This is a genomic window from Streptomyces sp. AM 2-1-1 (assembly GCF_029167645.1).
GTDB lineage: Bacteria > Actinomycetota > Actinomycetes > Streptomycetales > Streptomycetaceae > Streptomyces.
Genome location: NZ_CP119147.1, coordinates 5,653,020 through 5,668,620, shown reverse-complemented (window position 1 = coordinate 5,668,620; position 15,601 = coordinate 5,653,020). Strand labels below are relative to the sequence as shown.

General features: G+C 72.8%; 9 protein-coding genes. 5 read left to right on the top strand and 4 right to left on the bottom strand.

The window, feature by feature from the left end:
* Positions 1-20 precede the first annotated feature (20 nt).
* The 3 genes from PZB77_RS24705 to PZB77_RS24695 form a co-directional block, all read right to left on the bottom strand.
* On the bottom strand, positions 21-686 hold the full coding sequence (locus tag PZB77_RS24705; RefSeq protein WP_275494814.1) for a GntR family transcriptional regulator: 666 nt from the start codon (positions 684-686) through the stop codon (positions 21-23).
* Between the two features lie 555 nt (positions 687-1,241).
* Complete coding sequence (locus tag PZB77_RS24700; protein WP_275494813.1) at positions 1,242-2,423, bottom strand: hypothetical protein; 1,182 nt, start codon at positions 2,421-2,423, stop codon at positions 1,242-1,244.
* Positions 2,420-3,379, bottom strand: a complete 960-nt coding sequence (locus tag PZB77_RS24695; protein ID WP_275494812.1) for a 5-dehydro-4-deoxyglucarate dehydratase — start codon at positions 3,377-3,379, stop codon at positions 2,420-2,422. The genes PZB77_RS24700 and PZB77_RS24695 overlap by 4 nt, the downstream gene beginning before the upstream one ends.
* 252 nt (positions 3,380-3,631) lie before the next feature.
* Here PZB77_RS24695 and PZB77_RS24690 point away from each other — a divergent pair, with 252 nt between their 5' ends.
* Positions 3,632-4,441, top strand: coding sequence for an NAD(P)-dependent oxidoreductase (locus PZB77_RS24690; protein ID WP_275496205.1), 810 nt, complete (start codon positions 3,632-3,634; stop codon positions 4,439-4,441).
* A gap of 143 nt (positions 4,442-4,584) precedes the next feature.
* Positions 4,585-5,805, top strand: coding sequence for a TerD family protein (locus PZB77_RS24685; RefSeq protein ID WP_275494811.1), 1,221 nt, complete (start codon positions 4,585-4,587; stop codon positions 5,803-5,805).
* A gap of 126 nt (positions 5,806-5,931) precedes the next feature.
* Here the strand turns inward: PZB77_RS24685 and PZB77_RS24680 are convergent, their stop codons facing one another.
* The gene (locus tag PZB77_RS24680) at positions 5,932-6,162 is read right to left on the bottom strand and encodes a hypothetical protein (RefSeq protein ID WP_266703095.1); all 231 of its coding nucleotides are present in this window, start codon (positions 6,160-6,162) and stop codon (positions 5,932-5,934) included.
* 434 nt (positions 6,163-6,596) lie between these two features.
* On the opposite strand from PZB77_RS24680, the gene PZB77_RS24675 reads away from it, so the two are divergent.
* The 3 genes from PZB77_RS24675 to PZB77_RS24665 all read left to right on the top strand — a co-directional run bounded on the left by PZB77_RS24675 (position 6,597) and on the right by PZB77_RS24665 (position 15,550).
* Positions 6,597-9,170, top strand: coding sequence for a S8 family serine peptidase (locus PZB77_RS24675; protein ID WP_275494810.1), 2,574 nt, complete (start codon positions 6,597-6,599; stop codon positions 9,168-9,170).
* Positions 9,170-12,124, top strand: a complete 2,955-nt coding sequence (locus tag PZB77_RS24670; RefSeq protein ID WP_275494809.1) for an FG-GAP-like repeat-containing protein — start codon at positions 9,170-9,172, stop codon at positions 12,122-12,124. The genes PZB77_RS24675 and PZB77_RS24670 overlap by 1 nt, the downstream gene beginning before the upstream one ends.
* A gap of 84 nt (positions 12,125-12,208) precedes the next feature.
* On the top strand, positions 12,209-15,550 hold the full coding sequence (locus PZB77_RS24665) for an AAA family ATPase (protein ID WP_275494808.1): 3,342 nt from the start codon (positions 12,209-12,211) through the stop codon (positions 15,548-15,550).
* The last annotated feature ends 51 nt before the right edge of the window (positions 15,551-15,601 follow it).

Sequence of the window (15,601 nt, the reverse complement as noted above, 5' to 3'; positions counted from 1 at the left end):
TGGCCTTTCGTCGATGTGGTTCACGCCTGACCGCCCTCGGCGGTGCCGGCGGAGCCGTCAGGGAAGGCGCGGCGGAGGAAGGACGCGATGTGGTCGTGGAGGGCCGCCGCCGCGCCGGCCGGGTCCGGGGCGAGTGCGAGCCGCAGGATCTCCCGGTGCTCGGCGGCCTCCCGTTCCCAGGACGGGTCGGCCGCCCAGGCCACGGTGGAGACGAGAGCCGCCTGGTCGCGGACCTCGTCGAGCATCCGGCCCAGCAGCGGGTTCCCGCAGGGCAGGTAAAGGGCCCGGTGGAAGTCCCGGTTGGCGAGCGAGCGGTCGGCCTTGTCGGTGGACGAGTCCGCCCGCTCCAGCGCCTCCCGCGCCGCGTCCAGGGAGGCCCCGCAGGTGATCGTGCGGCGCAGCGCCTCCGGCTCCAGCAGCAGGCGCACGTCGTAGACCTCGCGCGCCATCTCCGCGTCCACCAGCCGGACGGCGGCGCCCTTGTACTGGCTCATGACCACCAGCCCGGTGCCCGCGAGGGTCTTGAGCGCCTCGCGCACCGGCGTCTTCGACACCCCGAACCGTGCCGCGAGTTCCGTCTCCACCAGCGCCTGCCCCGGCAGCAACTGACCCGTCAGGATGGCGTGCTTGACCGCTTCCAGCACGAACTGCGTCCTGGACGGGATCGGGGTGGGCGCAAACGTCATGAAGGGCTCTCGCATCTCGCGTATCGCGTCTCATATATGACGTACGAAGTACGACGCGATGAAGCTAGAGCGGGCGCGATGTTTCGTCAACGCTTCGGACAGAAGAAGTTCGTTCGGCTTGCCCGGCGCCGTGCCGCACGGAGGGCGGGGGCGGGGGCGGTGCGGGAAGCCGCCGACCCCTGCGGCGCAGGTGGGACCGGTCGTCGCGGCCCCGTCCTGATCCATCGGAGTGCGCCCGGAGACCGCCCGGGGAGGGGGCGCGGGACCCCGGGCCGGGCAGGGACCGGAGGCGGGCAGGTTCCGGGCCGGGGCCCCGGCAGCGGGCCGCACCGGCCGCACCGGCGGCGTCGGCGGGCCGGGAAGGGCTGTCGGCGGGCGGAGGCAGGAGAGCGGACGGCCTGGGTGGCGGGCACGGCGACGACCGGCGGGAGGTGTGGGATCTCCCGCCGGTCGTCGCGCCCCGGCCGTCGCCGGTGCCGCCCGTACCGGAGTCCGGGCGGTGCTGCCCGTACCGGAGTCCGGTACGGGTCGTCTCAAGTCCCGGTACGCCTCATCTCATCCCGCGATACGGCCCAGCGCGTCCGAGACCGCGGTCAGGTCGGCGTCCGAGGCCAGACCCGCGTGGTAGAGCCGGAGTTCGGTGGCGCCCAGGGACGCCGCGTGGGCGGCGTCGCGCTCCAGCGTGGTGGGGCTGCCACCCATGCCGGAGACCACGCCGAAGTTGGCGGCCACCACGCCCCCGCGGCCGCCGAACGGCCCGAGGACCGCCTCCCTCGCCGTGTCGCCGCCGGTGCACGGCAGCACCACCCCGTCGGCGACGGAGAGGATGTGCCCGGGGTCGACGCCGACGTTGGCGCCGGTGCGGTGGAACGCCGGGTCCGCGTGGAGCAGGACCTGGAAGCCGGGGGCCGCGGCCTCTTCCCGCACGGCCGTGACGACCGCTTCCTGGAGAGTGCGGGCGGCTTCACGGCGCCATGTCAGGGTGGCCGCCGCCCGCTCCGCGCCGAGCAGTTCCTCCACCCCGGCCCAGCCGGCCGCGCCGGGTCCGCCGCCCGCCCACACGGGTTCCAGCGCGCGGCGCACGGCCGCGCGCAGTCCGTCCGGGTCAAGGCCGTGCCGGGCGTACCCCTCGGCGCACTCCGCGCAGAAGCAGAGCGACATGAGGTACTGGGCCGCCTCGCCGAGGGGTACCCCCTGGACCTTGTCGTGGCCGTGCAGGTGCGCGAAGCCGTACCAGCCGCAGCTCTCCAGCTCCGTGCCGGCCGCCCCGGGACGCGTCGCCGCCTCGGCCGCCAGCTCCACGAGGTGGGCACGGACGTCGGGCCGTCCGATGCACGGCGCCCACGGATAGCGGTCACCGTAGGCGTTGACCACCGATAGGCCGGGGAACTCCTCCCCCGTACGCGAGTCGTGGGCGAGGACGACCCAACTGTGCACCTGGAGACCGGCGTCCGCCAGCGCTTCGGCGGCGACCGCCCAAGGGTCCGCCCCGGGCGTCCAGTTCTGCACCCGGGGCGCCCTCTCCCGCCCGGACCAGCGCTTCTCGTCGGGCGGATAGAGCACCGCCGCGTACGGGGCGGTGACGATCCGGGTCGTGGGGTGGCGGGGGGTGAGTGCGCGGGTGGAGTGGTACGCCGAGGCGAGGGTCACCTGCTGGACACCGAGTCCCGCGATCCGGCCGGCGGCGTCCGGGTCGCCGACGACGTCCCAGGGGTAGAGGAAGGCCGAGGTCTTCACTCCCCACCCCCCGCGGCGCGCTCGGCCAGCAGGGCCCGGCCGTCGTCGATGATCCGCGCCAGCTCCTCGACGTGCGCGGCGGGCGGCTCGGTGAGCGGGGTGCGGACCTCGCCGACGTCGAGCCCCTGGAGCCGTACGGCGGCCTTGACCAGGGAGACGGCGTAACCGCGGCCCTTGGCGCGCAGTTCGACCAGCGGTCGGTAGAAGCGGTCCAGCAGGGCGTCGGCCAGCGCGTCGTCCCCCGATGCGAGCGCCCGGTAGAAGGCGAGCGCGATGTCGGGGGCGAAGGCGAAGACGGCGGAGGAGTAGAGCGTGATGCCGATGCCCCGGTAGGCGAGCCCGGTGAGTTCGGCGGTGGGCAGTCCGTTGAAGTAGAGGAAGTCGCTGCCGGGCTGCGCGGTGCGGACGGCGCTGACGATGCGCTGCATCAGGTCGAGGTCGCCGACGCCGTCCTTGAGGCCGATGATGCCGGGCGTCCGCGCCAGGGCGACGACGGTCTCGGGAGTGAAGACGGCGTTGTCGCGCTGGTAGACGATCGTCTCCAGGCCGGTCGCCGCGGCGAGCGCGGTGTAGTGGGCCAGCAGTCCCCGCTGGTCGGCGACGACGAGGTACGGGGGCATGGCGAGGAGCCCGTCCGCACCCGCCTCCTCGGCGATCCGGGCGTACTCCACCGCGAGCGCCGTGCCGTAACCGGCCCCGGCGACGACCGGCACCGCTCCGGCGGTCTCCTCGACCGCGGCCGCGACGACCCGTCCGAATTCGGCGGGCGTCAGTGCGTGGAACTCGCCGGTGCCGCAGCAGGCGAAGACCGCGGCGGCACCGGCGTCGATGCCGGTCCGGACGTGCCGGCGGAACGCGACGAGGTCCACGTCGCCGTCCGGGCCGTACGCGGTGACGGGGAAGAAGAGCGGCCCGGCGACTTCGGTGAGCCGGGCGGCGAGGGGGGCTGAGGTCACGGGCGCTCCCTGAGCGAGGTCCAGGCGTACACAATTCTGATCGATGTCCATATTCATGAACGGGGTCACGCTAGGGCAGCCCGGCGGGGCGGGTCAAGGCGAAGGTCGTGTCGCCCCGCGGGAGTTCGCCCCGCGCCACTCCCCTTGACGCGAACCACCCCCCTTCCCTAGCTTGTCCACGCATGTGAATGTCGTCCATGGACCTGGCGTTTCGTGGCTCAGCCCGCGCGCCGAGGAGACCTTATGTCCGGTATGACCGCTCCCCGCACCGTCCTGCTCACCGGAGCCGCCGGCGGCCTCGGCACCCTGATGCGTGAACTGCTCCCCGCGTACGGCTACGAACTGCGCCTCTTCGACCTCCACCCGATCGAGGGCGAGCCGGACGCGATCGTCGCCGACCTCGCCGACCGGGAGGCGCTGCGCGAAGCGGTACGCGGGGTCGACGCGATCATCCACCTCGCGGGCATCTCGCTGGAGTCCTCCTTCGAGAAGATCCTGCGCGCCAACATCGAGGGGACCCACCACCTCTACGAGGCGGCCCGGGAGGAGGGGGTGCGCCGGATCGTGTTCGCCTCCTCCAACCACGCGATCGGCTGGACCCCCGCCCCGGCCGCCGGCGAGCCGCTCATCCCGGTTTCCACCCCCCGGCGCCCCGACACCTTCTACGGCCTCTCCAAGTCCTTCGGCGAGGACCTGGCCCAGCTCTACCAGGACCAGCACGGCATCGAGACCGTGTCGGTCCGCATCGGCTCCTGCTTCCGCGAGCCGACCTCGGTACGGATGCTGTCGGTCTGGATGAGCCCCGAGGACGGCGCCCGCCTCTTCCACGCGGCCCTCACCGCCCCCGACGTCGCCCACACCGTGGTCTACGGCTCCTCCGCCAACACCCGCCTCTGGTGGGACCTGTCGAGCGCGCGGGCGCTGGGATACGAGCCCAGGGACGATTCGGAACGGTTCGCGGAGAAGCTGATCGCCGAATTCGGCGAGCTGGACCCGGACGACCCCGCCCAGACGCACGTCGGCGGCCCCTTCGTCAACGACCCGCCGATCTGGCCGTACTGAGGGCCCGCAGGCCCCCTCCCCTCCCCGGTGGGCCTCCGCCGGGGAGGGGCACGCGAAGGGCCTGCCCGATGCGCTCCCCCGGACGGGTGAACGGCCGCGGAAGGTAAGGGAACGGCAAAGCGGGGTCGTTCGTTACCCCGGTCATGACCGCAATGACCCCCGGCTCGAACATCCCTCTCTCCGCCGTCCGCGTGGCGGTGGACGTCACCGCCCCGGTGCGGCTCGACGTCTCGGGCCTGCTGCTCTCCGCCGACGGCAAGGTCCGTTCCGACGACGACTTCATCTTCTACAACCAGCCCTCGGGCCCCGGTGTGACCTACCGCTCCGGTGGCGGCACGGCGCCGGACGCGATCGTGGTGGACACCTCCGCGGTACCGCCGGGCATCGAGAAGATCGTCGTCACCGCGAGCCCCGACGCGGCGGGCCAGTCCTTCCAGGGAATCGAGCCCACCGCCACCGTGCGGGACGCCGACACCGGCAGCCCCCTCGCGACCTTCACCCCGCCGCGTCTCGGCTCCGAGACGGCACTCGTGGTCATCGAGGTCTACCGCCGGCAGGGCGCCTGGAAGGCCCGTGCGGTCGGCCAGGGGTACGCCAACGGCCTGGCGGGCATCGCCACGGACTTCGGTGTGACGGTGGAGGAGGAGCCCGCCGCCCGGGCCGCCCCGCCGGCCCGGCAGACCCCGCGGGCCCACCCGCAGCCGGCGGCGGTGGACCCGAGGACCGCGCCTCCGCTCCCGCCGATGCCGCCCGCCCCGCCCGCAGCGGCGCCCGCGGCGTCCTCCGGCAAGATCAACCTCGACAAGGGCCGGGTCAGCCTCCAGAAGAACCAGACGGTCTCGCTGGTCAAGGGCGGCCGCCCGCTGCTCTCCCAGGTCAAGATGGGCCTCGGCTGGGAGCCCGCGTTCCGGGGCAAGGACATCGACCTGGACGCCTCGGTGATCGCCTACGGCCCCGACCGCAAGCACCTGGACAGCTGCTACTTCGGCAAGCTCTCCATCCTCAACGGAGCGATCAAGCACTCCGGGGACAACCTCACCGGTGAGGGCGCCGGGGACGACGAGGTGATCGTCGTCGACCTCGGCCGTATCCCCGCCGAAGCCTCGGGACTCGTCTTCACGGTGAACAGCTTCACCGGCCAGAAGTTCACCGAGGTGGCGAAGGCGTACTGCCGCCTCATCGACGCGGCGACGGGCGAGGAGCTGGTCCGGTTCGAGCTCAGCAACACGGAGCCGCAGACCGGCGTGATGATGGCCAAGCTCATCCGGCAGTTCTCCGGCGAGTGGGAGATGACCGCCATGGGCGAGTACGTGAAGTCACGCACCGTGCGCGGCATGGTGAAGCCGGCCTCCGCCGCTCTCTGACCCCTGTCCCGCCCCGGACACGGCTCCGGGGCACCTGAGACTCTCAGGTGCCCCGGTTCCGGATGCCCTCCGGCGGGACGGCGGCTCGTGCCCGAGGGCATGTCCGTCCGACACGCCCTGGCACCCTCAGAGCTTGGTCAGCTTGGAGTACGGGCTCAGGATCCTCCCCTGACGCCCGGCGAAGTCGATGAGGACTGCGTCGTTGTCGCCCTCGACAGCGAGAACCCGTCCGAGGCCGAACTGGTCGTGTGACACCCGGTCGCCCACGTCGAAGCATTCGACCGGTGGGGCCGCCTGGGCCGGGCGGTTGAAGGGACTGGAAGGCAGGTGACGCCGGGATCCGGCTGACTGTTTCATTACCTTGAGTATGCGCCACCCGGCCGCCCGGCGCCATGCCCGTTCCCGCCCTCGGCCGAGTAGTGCCGCATTCGTGATGCGGCCGCGACCAGGGCCGGTAGCCGCCGCGGCGCGCTTCCGAGCGCCCCGCGGCTCCGGAGACCGGGCCCGAAACGAACCCGAAGGTGTGGCGGTTCGCCCGCGCCCGGGTGCGTCCGGCGGATCGCCGGCGGCAGGGGCACCGGGTCCGGGCAGACGGCCGGCGGCCCGCGAGAACGCCCGGCCGCGCGTACCCGGTCGGGCGTGCCGCCCCTCGCGCGGTGCCCACCCGGCCGGGCGCCGCGCCCTGCCCGGTGTCACGCCCGGCCGGACGCCACCGCGAGCTGTAATGCCTGAGTAACGGTGCCTCTCTAACGTCCGGGCTCCCCCGTACCGTCCTTGGAGGAGCACCCCCGATGCACCTGCCCCGATCGTCCCGGCGCAGATCCGCCGCGCTGGTGGCCGCCGCGCTCACCACCGCCGGTCTGCTGATCGGCCCCCCGGCGGCCGCCGCCGACGCCGCGCCGTCCCCGAAGATCGACTCCGCCCTGCTGAACGCCGTCGACGGTGGTGGCGAGGCGACCTTCTTCGTCATGCTGAAGGACCGGGCGGACCTGTCCTCCGCCAAGAAGCAGAAGTCCCACGCCGCTCGGGCCGAGGCCGCCTACGGCAAGCTGCGCGCGCACGCCAAGTCCAGCCAGAAGTCGCTCAGCTCTTTCCTCGACGAGGAAAAGGTGAGCCACGAAGGTTACTGGATCGCGAACACCGTCAAGGTCACCGGTGACCAGAACCTGATCAATCAGCTGGCCGAGCGCTCGGACGTCGCGAGCATCGTCCCGGAGCGGCACTACCGGCTGGACGACACCGAGACGTCGGACGCGAAGATCACCGAGGCGCGCACCGGCTCCTCGGTCAAGGGCGCCACGGACTCCTCCGCGAACGGTGACACCGCGCCCGAGTGGGGCGTCGCCGACATCAACGCCGACGACGTGTGGAACCAGTACGGCGACCGGGGCGAGGGCATCGTCATCGCCAGCGTCGACTCGGGCGTGCAGTACGACCACCCCGACCTGGTAGCCCAGTACCGGGGCAACAACGGCGACGGCACGTTCACGCACGACTACAACTTCTACGACCCCTCCGGGACGTGCGCCGCCGACGGCACCCCGTGCGACAACAACGGCCACGGCACCCACACCATGGGCACGATGGTCGGCAAGAACGGCATCGGCGTCGCACCGGACGCCACGTGGATCGCCGCCAAGGGGTGCGAGTCGAGCCAGTGCTCGGACGAGTACCTGCTCGCCGCCGGTCAGTGGATTCTCGCCCCGACCGACCACAACGGGCAGAACCCTCGCCCGGACATGGCGCCGAACATCGTCAACAACTCCTGGGGCGGCGACGACACGACGTTCTACCAGGACATCGTCGAGGCCTGGAACTCCGCGGGCATCTTCGAGGCGTTCGCGGCCGGCAACGACGGCGACGGCACCACCTGCTCCACCGCGCACGCCCCCGGTTCCCAGGTGACCTCCTACGGCGTCGGCGCCTACGACGCTCAGGGCAGGATCGCGTCCTTCTCCGGCTTCGGCCCGTCGCTGGTCGACGGGTCGCAGAAGCCGAACATCTCGGCGCCGGGCGTGAACGTCGAGTCGACGTGGCCGGGTTCCTCGTACAACACGGAGAACGGCACCTCGATGGCCACTCCGCACGTCGCGGGGGCGGCCGCCCTGCTCTGGTCGGCGGCACCCTCGCTGATCGGTGACATCCAGGGCACGCGGGACCTGCTCGACCAGGGCGCCCGTGACGTCGACGACACCCACTGCGGTGGCACCGCCGGCATGAACAACGTCTGGGGCGAGGGCAAGCTCGACATCCTCGCCTCCGTCGACAGGGCCCCGCACACCGCCGGCACCGTCAGCGGCAAGGTCACCGACAAGGCAACCGGCGCCGCGCTCTCCGGCGTGGTCGTCAAGGCCACCAACGCCACCTACGGCACCCGCACGGTCACCACCGGCCCCGAGGGCACGTACCGCCTGTCGCTCAACCCGGGCCGTTACGACTTCGCGCTCAGCGGTTACGGCTACGCGACCGCCCACGTCGCCGGTGTCGGGATCACCGAGAACCAGACCCTGGCGCAGGACGTCTCGCTCTCCGCCGTCGCCTCGCACAAGGTCACCGGTACCGTCCTGGACGTCACCGGCAAGGCCCTGCCCGGCGCGACCGTCGAGCTGACCGGTTCCCCGGTCCCCTCGGTGGTCACCAACGCCAAGGGCACGTACACCCTGCCGAAGGTCGCCGAGGGCTCCTACACCCTGACCGTGAAGCCGACCGCTCCGGTCCTGTGCAACGGCGTCTTCACCGGCTCCGCCACCGTCGCCGCCGCCGACCTGACCAAGGACGTCCGGGTCCCGGCCCGTACCGACGCCGCCGGCAACAGCTGCGCCCCGGTCGCGTACTCGTGGATCGCCGGTGCGAAGAAAGTCGCCCTGACCGGTGACGAGGACGCCGCGACGATTCCGCTGCCCTTCCCGGTGAAGCTGTACGGGGTCTCGTACTCCACGACCTCCGTCACCACCGACGGCATGCTCAACTTCCTGGCTCCGCGCATCGGTGACTACGCGAACACCACGCTGCCGACCGAGTACAACCCCAACGGCTTCATCGCCCCGCTCTGGGACGACCTGACGCTCGACAGGAAGTCGTCCGTCCAGACCGCCACCACCGGCACCAGGGGCAGCCGCAGGTTCGCCGTCGTCTGGAACGACGCGGCCTACGCGAACGGCACCACCGGGCGCGCCACCTTCGAGGCGGTCTTCGACGAGGCCACCGGCGCGGTGACCCTCCAGTACAAGTCGGTCGCGGACCTGGGTGCGGGTGCCACCGTCGGCATCCAGAACCAGGCCGGCACCGACGCCCTCCAGTACGCCTGCAACCAGTCGGTCCTCACCGCCGGTTCGGCCATCCGCTTCACGCAGGGAGCCAAGTGATGAGAACCCTCCACTCGCGGCGGGGCGTCCAGCTCGCCTCCGCCCTGGTCGCCGCCGGGCTCTGCCTGAGCATCGCCCCGCAGGCCCTGGCCGCCGACGACGGCGACGGCGTCCTGAAGCTGACGGCCGCCCAGGCGCAGCAGCTGACCGCCGATGTCGCCCTCGACCCGTACGGTGACGCGGCCGGGAACCAGGTCAGCCCCCAGGCCGAGGACGCGCCCGCGTCCGGCGCCGGCACGGACGCGACGCCCTCCGGCTCCGGTTCCTCGCTGGACGGCGCGTCCACCGACGCCGCCACCGACTCCGTCGCCCCGGTCACCTTCACCGGCACCTCCTCCCTGGAGGGCGTACGGGGCATGGGCGCGACCGTGCCCGTCGGCGAGAACGGCGACTACTTCACCGTCCACAGCCGGGGCAACGTGCAGCTGCACGCCGCCGACGGCGAGTCCGTGTGGGAGCGCACCAACACCTCGTACTACGCGGACTGGCAGGTCAAGCCGCTGCGACCGTGGCAGCCCGAGCCGTTCCCGGTGCGGATCATGATGGGGTACAACGCGGTCTCGCCGTTCACTCCGTCGTCCGACTCCGGTTACTCCACGGGTGACCTGACGGGTGACGGCGTCGACGACATCGTCTTCTCGGCAAGCGTCGGCATCGCGTCCTACCGGCCGTTCACCTCGCCGGGCTCGTCGCTGCCCAACGGCACTTTCGTGACCATCCTCGACGGAAAGACCGGCAGGACGGTGTGGTCGAAGCTGTACGACTACGCGACCATGGTCAAGATCGTCGACGGTACGCTGCTCGTCGCCGACGCGCCCCGGATGAACATGAACGCGCCGGCGTCCGACACGGCGAAGCTGTACGGCATCCGCTTCTCCCCGGCGGACGGCAAGCTGACCCCGTCGTCCACGTGGACGTACGACACCGGTGAGGCGGGCGACGCCGCCTGGGGCGACATCCAGGACCTCGGCAAGGGCAAGGTCGCCGTCTCCTGGGACCGCGCGATGTCCAGCACGGTGGAGGGCCGGGGTCACACCCTCGCCCTGAACGTGGCGGACGGCTCGGTCACCTGGCGGACCGACAGCCTGCTCTACAGCCGTCAGCTGCGCGTCGACGCCGGCCGCAAGCGGCTCGTCGCCGTCGAGCAGTCCGACGTCAACGACGCGGTGACGTACGAGGTCGCCGCGTACGACCTGAAGACCGGCAACCGTACGACGCTGGACAGCCGGGTCAACGTGCTGCCCACCGCCCTGACGGTCGGTGACCTCACCGCCAAGGCGGGCGACGAGTACGCGGTCGCCGAGTCCTCCCTGGACAACTACCTCCAGGTGAACGCCAACACGGTACGTGTGGTGAGCGGGGACGCCCCCGGCAAGCCGCTCTGGTCGCAGACGACCAAGCGCGACGCCGGGAACAACCAGGACGGGCCGAGCGTCTGGCGTCTCCAGGTCGCCGACGGCAAGCTCGTCGTCGCGGGTGACGACGACCGCATGATCGCCGGGTCGCAGAACGCCGGTGGCGGACGCTTCGCCTCGACGACCGTGTACTCGGGCAAGGGTGCCCTCGTCTGGCAGAACAAGGGTCTCGCCGGCGCGCCGATGTACCAGGACGTCTTCACCGACGCCACGGGCACCCACGTCCGTGTCGTCGACCAGAGCCAGAACATCCGTACGTTCAAGCTCGGCAACGGCAACCAGCAGAGCATCACGCCGCTCCGGGCGGACATCTCCTACGCACAGACCGCCGACGTGGACAAGGACGGCACGTCCGACGTGGTGATGGCCGGTTCGTCGAACGGCGTGTGGGCCTACTCCGGTCCGTCGCTCGTCTCCGGCAAGCCCGAGAAGCTGTGGCGTGCCACGGTTCCCGGTGCGGTGCACGACATGCAGAAGGGTGACGTCGACGGGGACGGCAAGGACGAGATCGTCGTCGCCGCCGACTCCGCCGTGGTCGTCCTCAACGCCAGGACCGGCAAGACGCTGGCCACGATCGACAGCGGCGGCCGGTTCGTCCACTCGGTGAAGCTCGCCGACCTCGACGGTGACGGCGAGCAGGACATCGTCGTCCCGACGAACACCCTGAACGCCTACTACGGCGACGGGCACAGGATCTGGTCCTACACAGCGCCCAAGGACCTGGGCGACGTGGTCTTCTCCGATGCGTCGGTCCAGGACGGCAAGGTCTACACCTCGTACTCCAAGGCCGGCTCGCTCGGCCTGGCCGACCCGGGGGCGAACGCGGTCGCGCTCAACGCCAAGACCGGCAGGACCAAGTGGAGCATCGCTCCGGAGGTACCGGCCGTGTCGACCGACGGGGTCATCCACGCCGCGCTGACGTACAAGGGCACCTTCGCCTCCCCGGAGATCCCGTACGCGGACGGCCACGCGGTCGTCTACACCTGGGACATCCAGTCGCAGGCCGGCGTCGGCTCCACCGATTCCAGCTCCCCGCACACCTACATGGAGATCCGCGACGGCCGTACCGGCAAGGTCGTGCACGCCACGACCATGGGCGGCCTGTGGACGCACGGCGGCTTCTTCACCGACAACGGCAGCCTCTACCAGGCGGGCACCTCGTCCTTCCGGAGGTTCTCCGGCGAGGGCACCGAGGACGCTCTGGCCTCGGTGATCGGGCAGACCTACAACGGCGCGTTCGCCACCGGACCCGGTGGCCGGAAGCTGCTGATCGCCGGCAGTGAGGGCTCCATCGCCGCCTACGCCGGGGACGCGTACTTCTTCGAGAGCGGCCAGTCCTTCCAGTCGTCCCTCGGCGACGCGGACCTGATCGGCGCCCGGAACTTCCTCGCGGCCGACCTCGACGGCGACGGCACCGACGAGGTGCTCTCGCTCCAGGGTGACGACTACGGCTCGGACCGGCTCGCCGAGGACCTCGGCGGTCGCTACCTGGTCGACGACAACGGCATCCACCAGGTCGCCACGTACAAGCTCTCCTGACCCACGGGCTGACGCCCTGACGTGCACGGACCCCCCGGGCCTCGCCCGGGGGGTCCACAACGTGTTCGATTACAGTGCATCCTGATGAACGCGCGACGACCGGACAGCACCGCTTCCGCGGCGCCGTTGCTGCGCCTGCACCTGCTCGGCGGGTTCAGGGTCACCCGCGACGGCGGTCCCGCGCTCGCCGACCGGTGGCCGCGCCCCGGCGCCCGCGCGCTGGTGAAGCTGCTCGCCGTCGTCCCCGGCCACCGTCTCCACCGCGAGGAGGCCGTGGCCGTCTGCTGGCCCGACGCCGATCAGAAGGCCGCCGCCGGCAGCCTGCGCGTCGCCCTGCACGCCGCCCGCCGCGCCCTGGAACCCGAACTCGCCCCGCGCTCCACCTCCTCCTACCTGGTCTCCGACGGGGCGCTCCTCCATCTCGATCCGGCCACCGTGTGGATCGACGCCGACGAGGCGGAGTCCTCGGCCCGCACCGCCCTCGGCGACGGCGGGGTGAACGAACTGTCCGCCGCGCTCCGCAGGTTCACCGGCGAACTGCTTCCGGAGGACAGGTACGCGCGCTGGGCCGACGACCGGCGCGGACGACTCACCCTGCTGCGCGAACAACTGCTGCTCCGGCTCGCCCGGCAACACCTGGAACGGGGCGCGGCGGCCGACGCGGCGGCCGCCGCCGAGCAGGTGCTCGCCGGCAGCCCTGCCGAGGAACTGGCCCACCGCGTCCTCATCGAGGCGTGGCTGCGCCAAGGGCTCCGGCGTCGGGCCGTGCACCAGTACCACGTGTGCCGCGAGGCGCTCGACACCGAACTCGGAGTGCGTCCAGCGCCGGAGACGGAGCGTCTGCACCGGGCCGCGCTGGCCGCCGCACCCGCGCCCGTACCCGCCACCCCCCTCCTGCCGGCCCCGCTGCGGGCCGCGGCCGCGCCCCCGTTGCGGGGCCGGGACGCGGTGCTCGGCCGCCTCCTCGCGGCTCAGGGACCACCGGTCGTCCTGCTCACCGGCGAGGCGGGGGTGGGGAAGACCCGCCTGGTCGGCGAGGTGGCGCGGCGGGCCACCTCAGCGGGTACGGCCGTGCTCTGGGGCGGCGGCCAGGACGCCGGAGCGCACACGCCGTACGGGGTGTTCGCGGAGGCGCTCGACGGCTGGCTCGCCGAGCACAGCCCGGCGGAGCGGGCCCGGGTCGGCGCCGAGTACCCGGAACTGGCCGCGTTCCTGCCGTCCCTGGGGCAGGTGGGGCCGACGGGGGAACGCAGTCCCGAGGAGGAGCGGGACCGATTGTTCCGGGCGAGCACGGCTCTCCTCGGCGATCTGGCGGCGGTCCGCCCGGTGCTGGTGGTGCTGGACGATCTGCACAGCGCCGACTCCGGTTCCTACCAACTCCTCGGCCATCTGGCCCGGCGGGCCGTACAGCGGGGTACGGCGCTGCGCTTCCTGGCGACCTATCGCGAGGAGGAGCTTCTCGACGGCGACGCGCGCCGCTCGTCCGTCGCCTCACTGACACGCCAGCGTCTGGCCGTGCGGGAGGAGTTGGGGCGCTTGGACAAGGAAGCGTGCCTGGCGGTGGTACGGGACGCCGGTGGCGGGGCGCAGCAGGACGGTGGAGCGCACCGGGTGTGGGAACTCTCCCTCGGCAATCCGCTCTTCGCCCTCGAACTCGCCCGCGACCTGCCTCGTGGCAACAGCGGTGACTTCGCCCCCGAGGGGGTGCGGGACCTGGTGGCCGAGCGGCTCGAACGGCTCGACACGGACGCGCGCCGCGTGGTCGAGGCGCTCTCGGTGGCCGGCGGTGACACCGCCCTCTCCGAACTGCTCGACGTCGCCGGGCACGGACTGAATCCGCCGGTCTCCGGCGCTGCGGCGGCGGACGCCCTGGAGCGCGCCATCGCCGCCTCGCTCGTCGAGGAACGCCAGGTGGTGGTGGCCGGACGCCCCGAGGCAGGGGTCGCCTTCCGCCATCCGCTCGTCCGGCTGACCTGTTACGAGCAGTTGGCCGTGGTCCGGCGCAGGCAGTTGCACGCCGCGTTCGCGCAGGCGGTCCAGCGGCGGCGGCCCGACGCCGTCGACACCCTCGCCTCCCACTTCGCGCGCGCCGACGACCCGCGCGCCGCCGAGTACCTGCGCCGGGCAGCCGAGCGGGCCGCCGCGCTGTACGCCAACGACGCCGCCGACCGCTACTACCGCGACCTGGTGGCCCGCCTGGACGTCGACGCGGCCCGCGCCCGGGTCGCGCACGCCCGCGTCCTGCGCAGGATGGGTCACTTCGAACAGGCCGCCGACGCGGTACGGCTCGCCCTGGCCGAGTTCGAGCGGCGCGGCGATCACGACGACGCGGTCCTCGCGGCGGCGCTGCTCGCCGAGACGCTGGCGAAGACGAGCGGCCCGGACACCGCCCTGCGTACCCTGCGGGACCATCCGGTGGCGGCGGACACCGCGCCGGAGCCGGCAGCCGGCCACTTCCTCGCCCTGGCCCTCGTCCGCTGCGTCCAGGGCCGGTACACGGCGGGAGCCCAGGCCGCCCTCGACGCTCTGTCGGCCGCCCGGAACGTGACCGGGATCCGCGGACAGGGCCTGGCGGCCCGCGCGTTCGGCCTGCGGGCCGCCAACCTCGGGCTCGCCGGCCACCTCGACCGGGCGCGCGCGGCGGGCGACCGGGCCCTGGCACCGGCCGAGGCCTACGGGGACCCCACGCTGCTCGGTACGGTCCTGTCGACGCTGCGGGAGAACGCACGGCGGGCCGGCCGGCTGCGCGAGGCCGTCGAGATCGGCTCCCGCGCCCTCGGGCTGGCCAAGCAGTCCGGCGATCCCACGGCCGCCGCGTTCGAACGGGGGAACCTCGCCGAACTGCGTCTGCTCCTCGAAGAACCCGAACAGGCCCGCGCCCTCGCCGAACAGGCCGTGGCGGGCGCGGAGGCGTACGAAGCCTGGTGTCTTCCGTACGCGCTGGCCACGATGGCCCGGGTACGGGCGTTCCTCGGCCACCCGGCGGAGGCGACGGCGCTGCTGGACCGCGCGGGGGCGGCCGCCGCCGCGGGCGGCGACCGCCAGGCCGCGTACGAGGTACGCACCGCCCGCGCCGAGTTCGCCCTGCGCGCCCGCCGCCCCGACGACGCGTTGCGCGCCCTCTCCGGCCACACCGGCGACGCCCCGGTCCTGGTGGCCTGGGCCGAACTCCTGTCGGGCCGCCCCGAGAGCGCGCTGCGCCTCGCCCGCGCCGAGGTGGCACGGTCCGAGCGCACCGGAGAGCGCCTCGCCGAGGTGGAGGCCCGGATCGCCCTCGGCGTCTCCCTCTCCCGCCTCGCCCTGGAGAGGGAGGGTGCCAGGGAGCTCGCCCGCGCCGAAACCCTCGCCGGGACCCTGCCGTACCCGGCGGGTGCACGCCGGGCGGAGCGGGCGCGGGCGTTGCTGCGCGAGGCGGGACGCGGGTGACGGGCCGGGCCGCACGGGGGCGCCGGAACGGTCGGCGCCCCCGGAGGGGTG

What these genes read in the sequence shown, in the direction of transcription:
- PZB77_RS24685 (WP_275494811.1), top strand. Translation starts at nt 4,585, where the DNA reads ATGACCGCAATGACCCCCGGCTCGAACATCCCTCTCTCCGCCGTCCGC.
- PZB77_RS24680 (WP_266703095.1), bottom strand. Translation starts at nt 6,162, where the DNA reads ATGAAACAGTCAGCCGGATCCCGGCGTCACCTGCCTTCCAGTCCCTTC.
- PZB77_RS24690 (WP_275496205.1), top strand. Translation starts at nt 3,632, where the DNA reads ATGACCGCTCCCCGCACCGTCCTGCTCACCGGAGCCGCCGGCGGCCTC.
- PZB77_RS24705 (WP_275494814.1), bottom strand. Translation starts at nt 686, where the DNA reads ATGACGTTTGCGCCCACCCCGATCCCGTCCAGGACGCAGTTCGTGCTG.
- PZB77_RS24665 (WP_275494808.1), top strand. Translation starts at nt 12,209, where the DNA reads ATGAACGCGCGACGACCGGACAGCACCGCTTCCGCGGCGCCGTTGCTG.
- PZB77_RS24670 (WP_275494809.1), top strand. Translation starts at nt 9,170, where the DNA reads ATGAGAACCCTCCACTCGCGGCGGGGCGTCCAGCTCGCCTCCGCCCTG.
- PZB77_RS24675 (WP_275494810.1), top strand. Translation starts at nt 6,597, where the DNA reads ATGCACCTGCCCCGATCGTCCCGGCGCAGATCCGCCGCGCTGGTGGCC.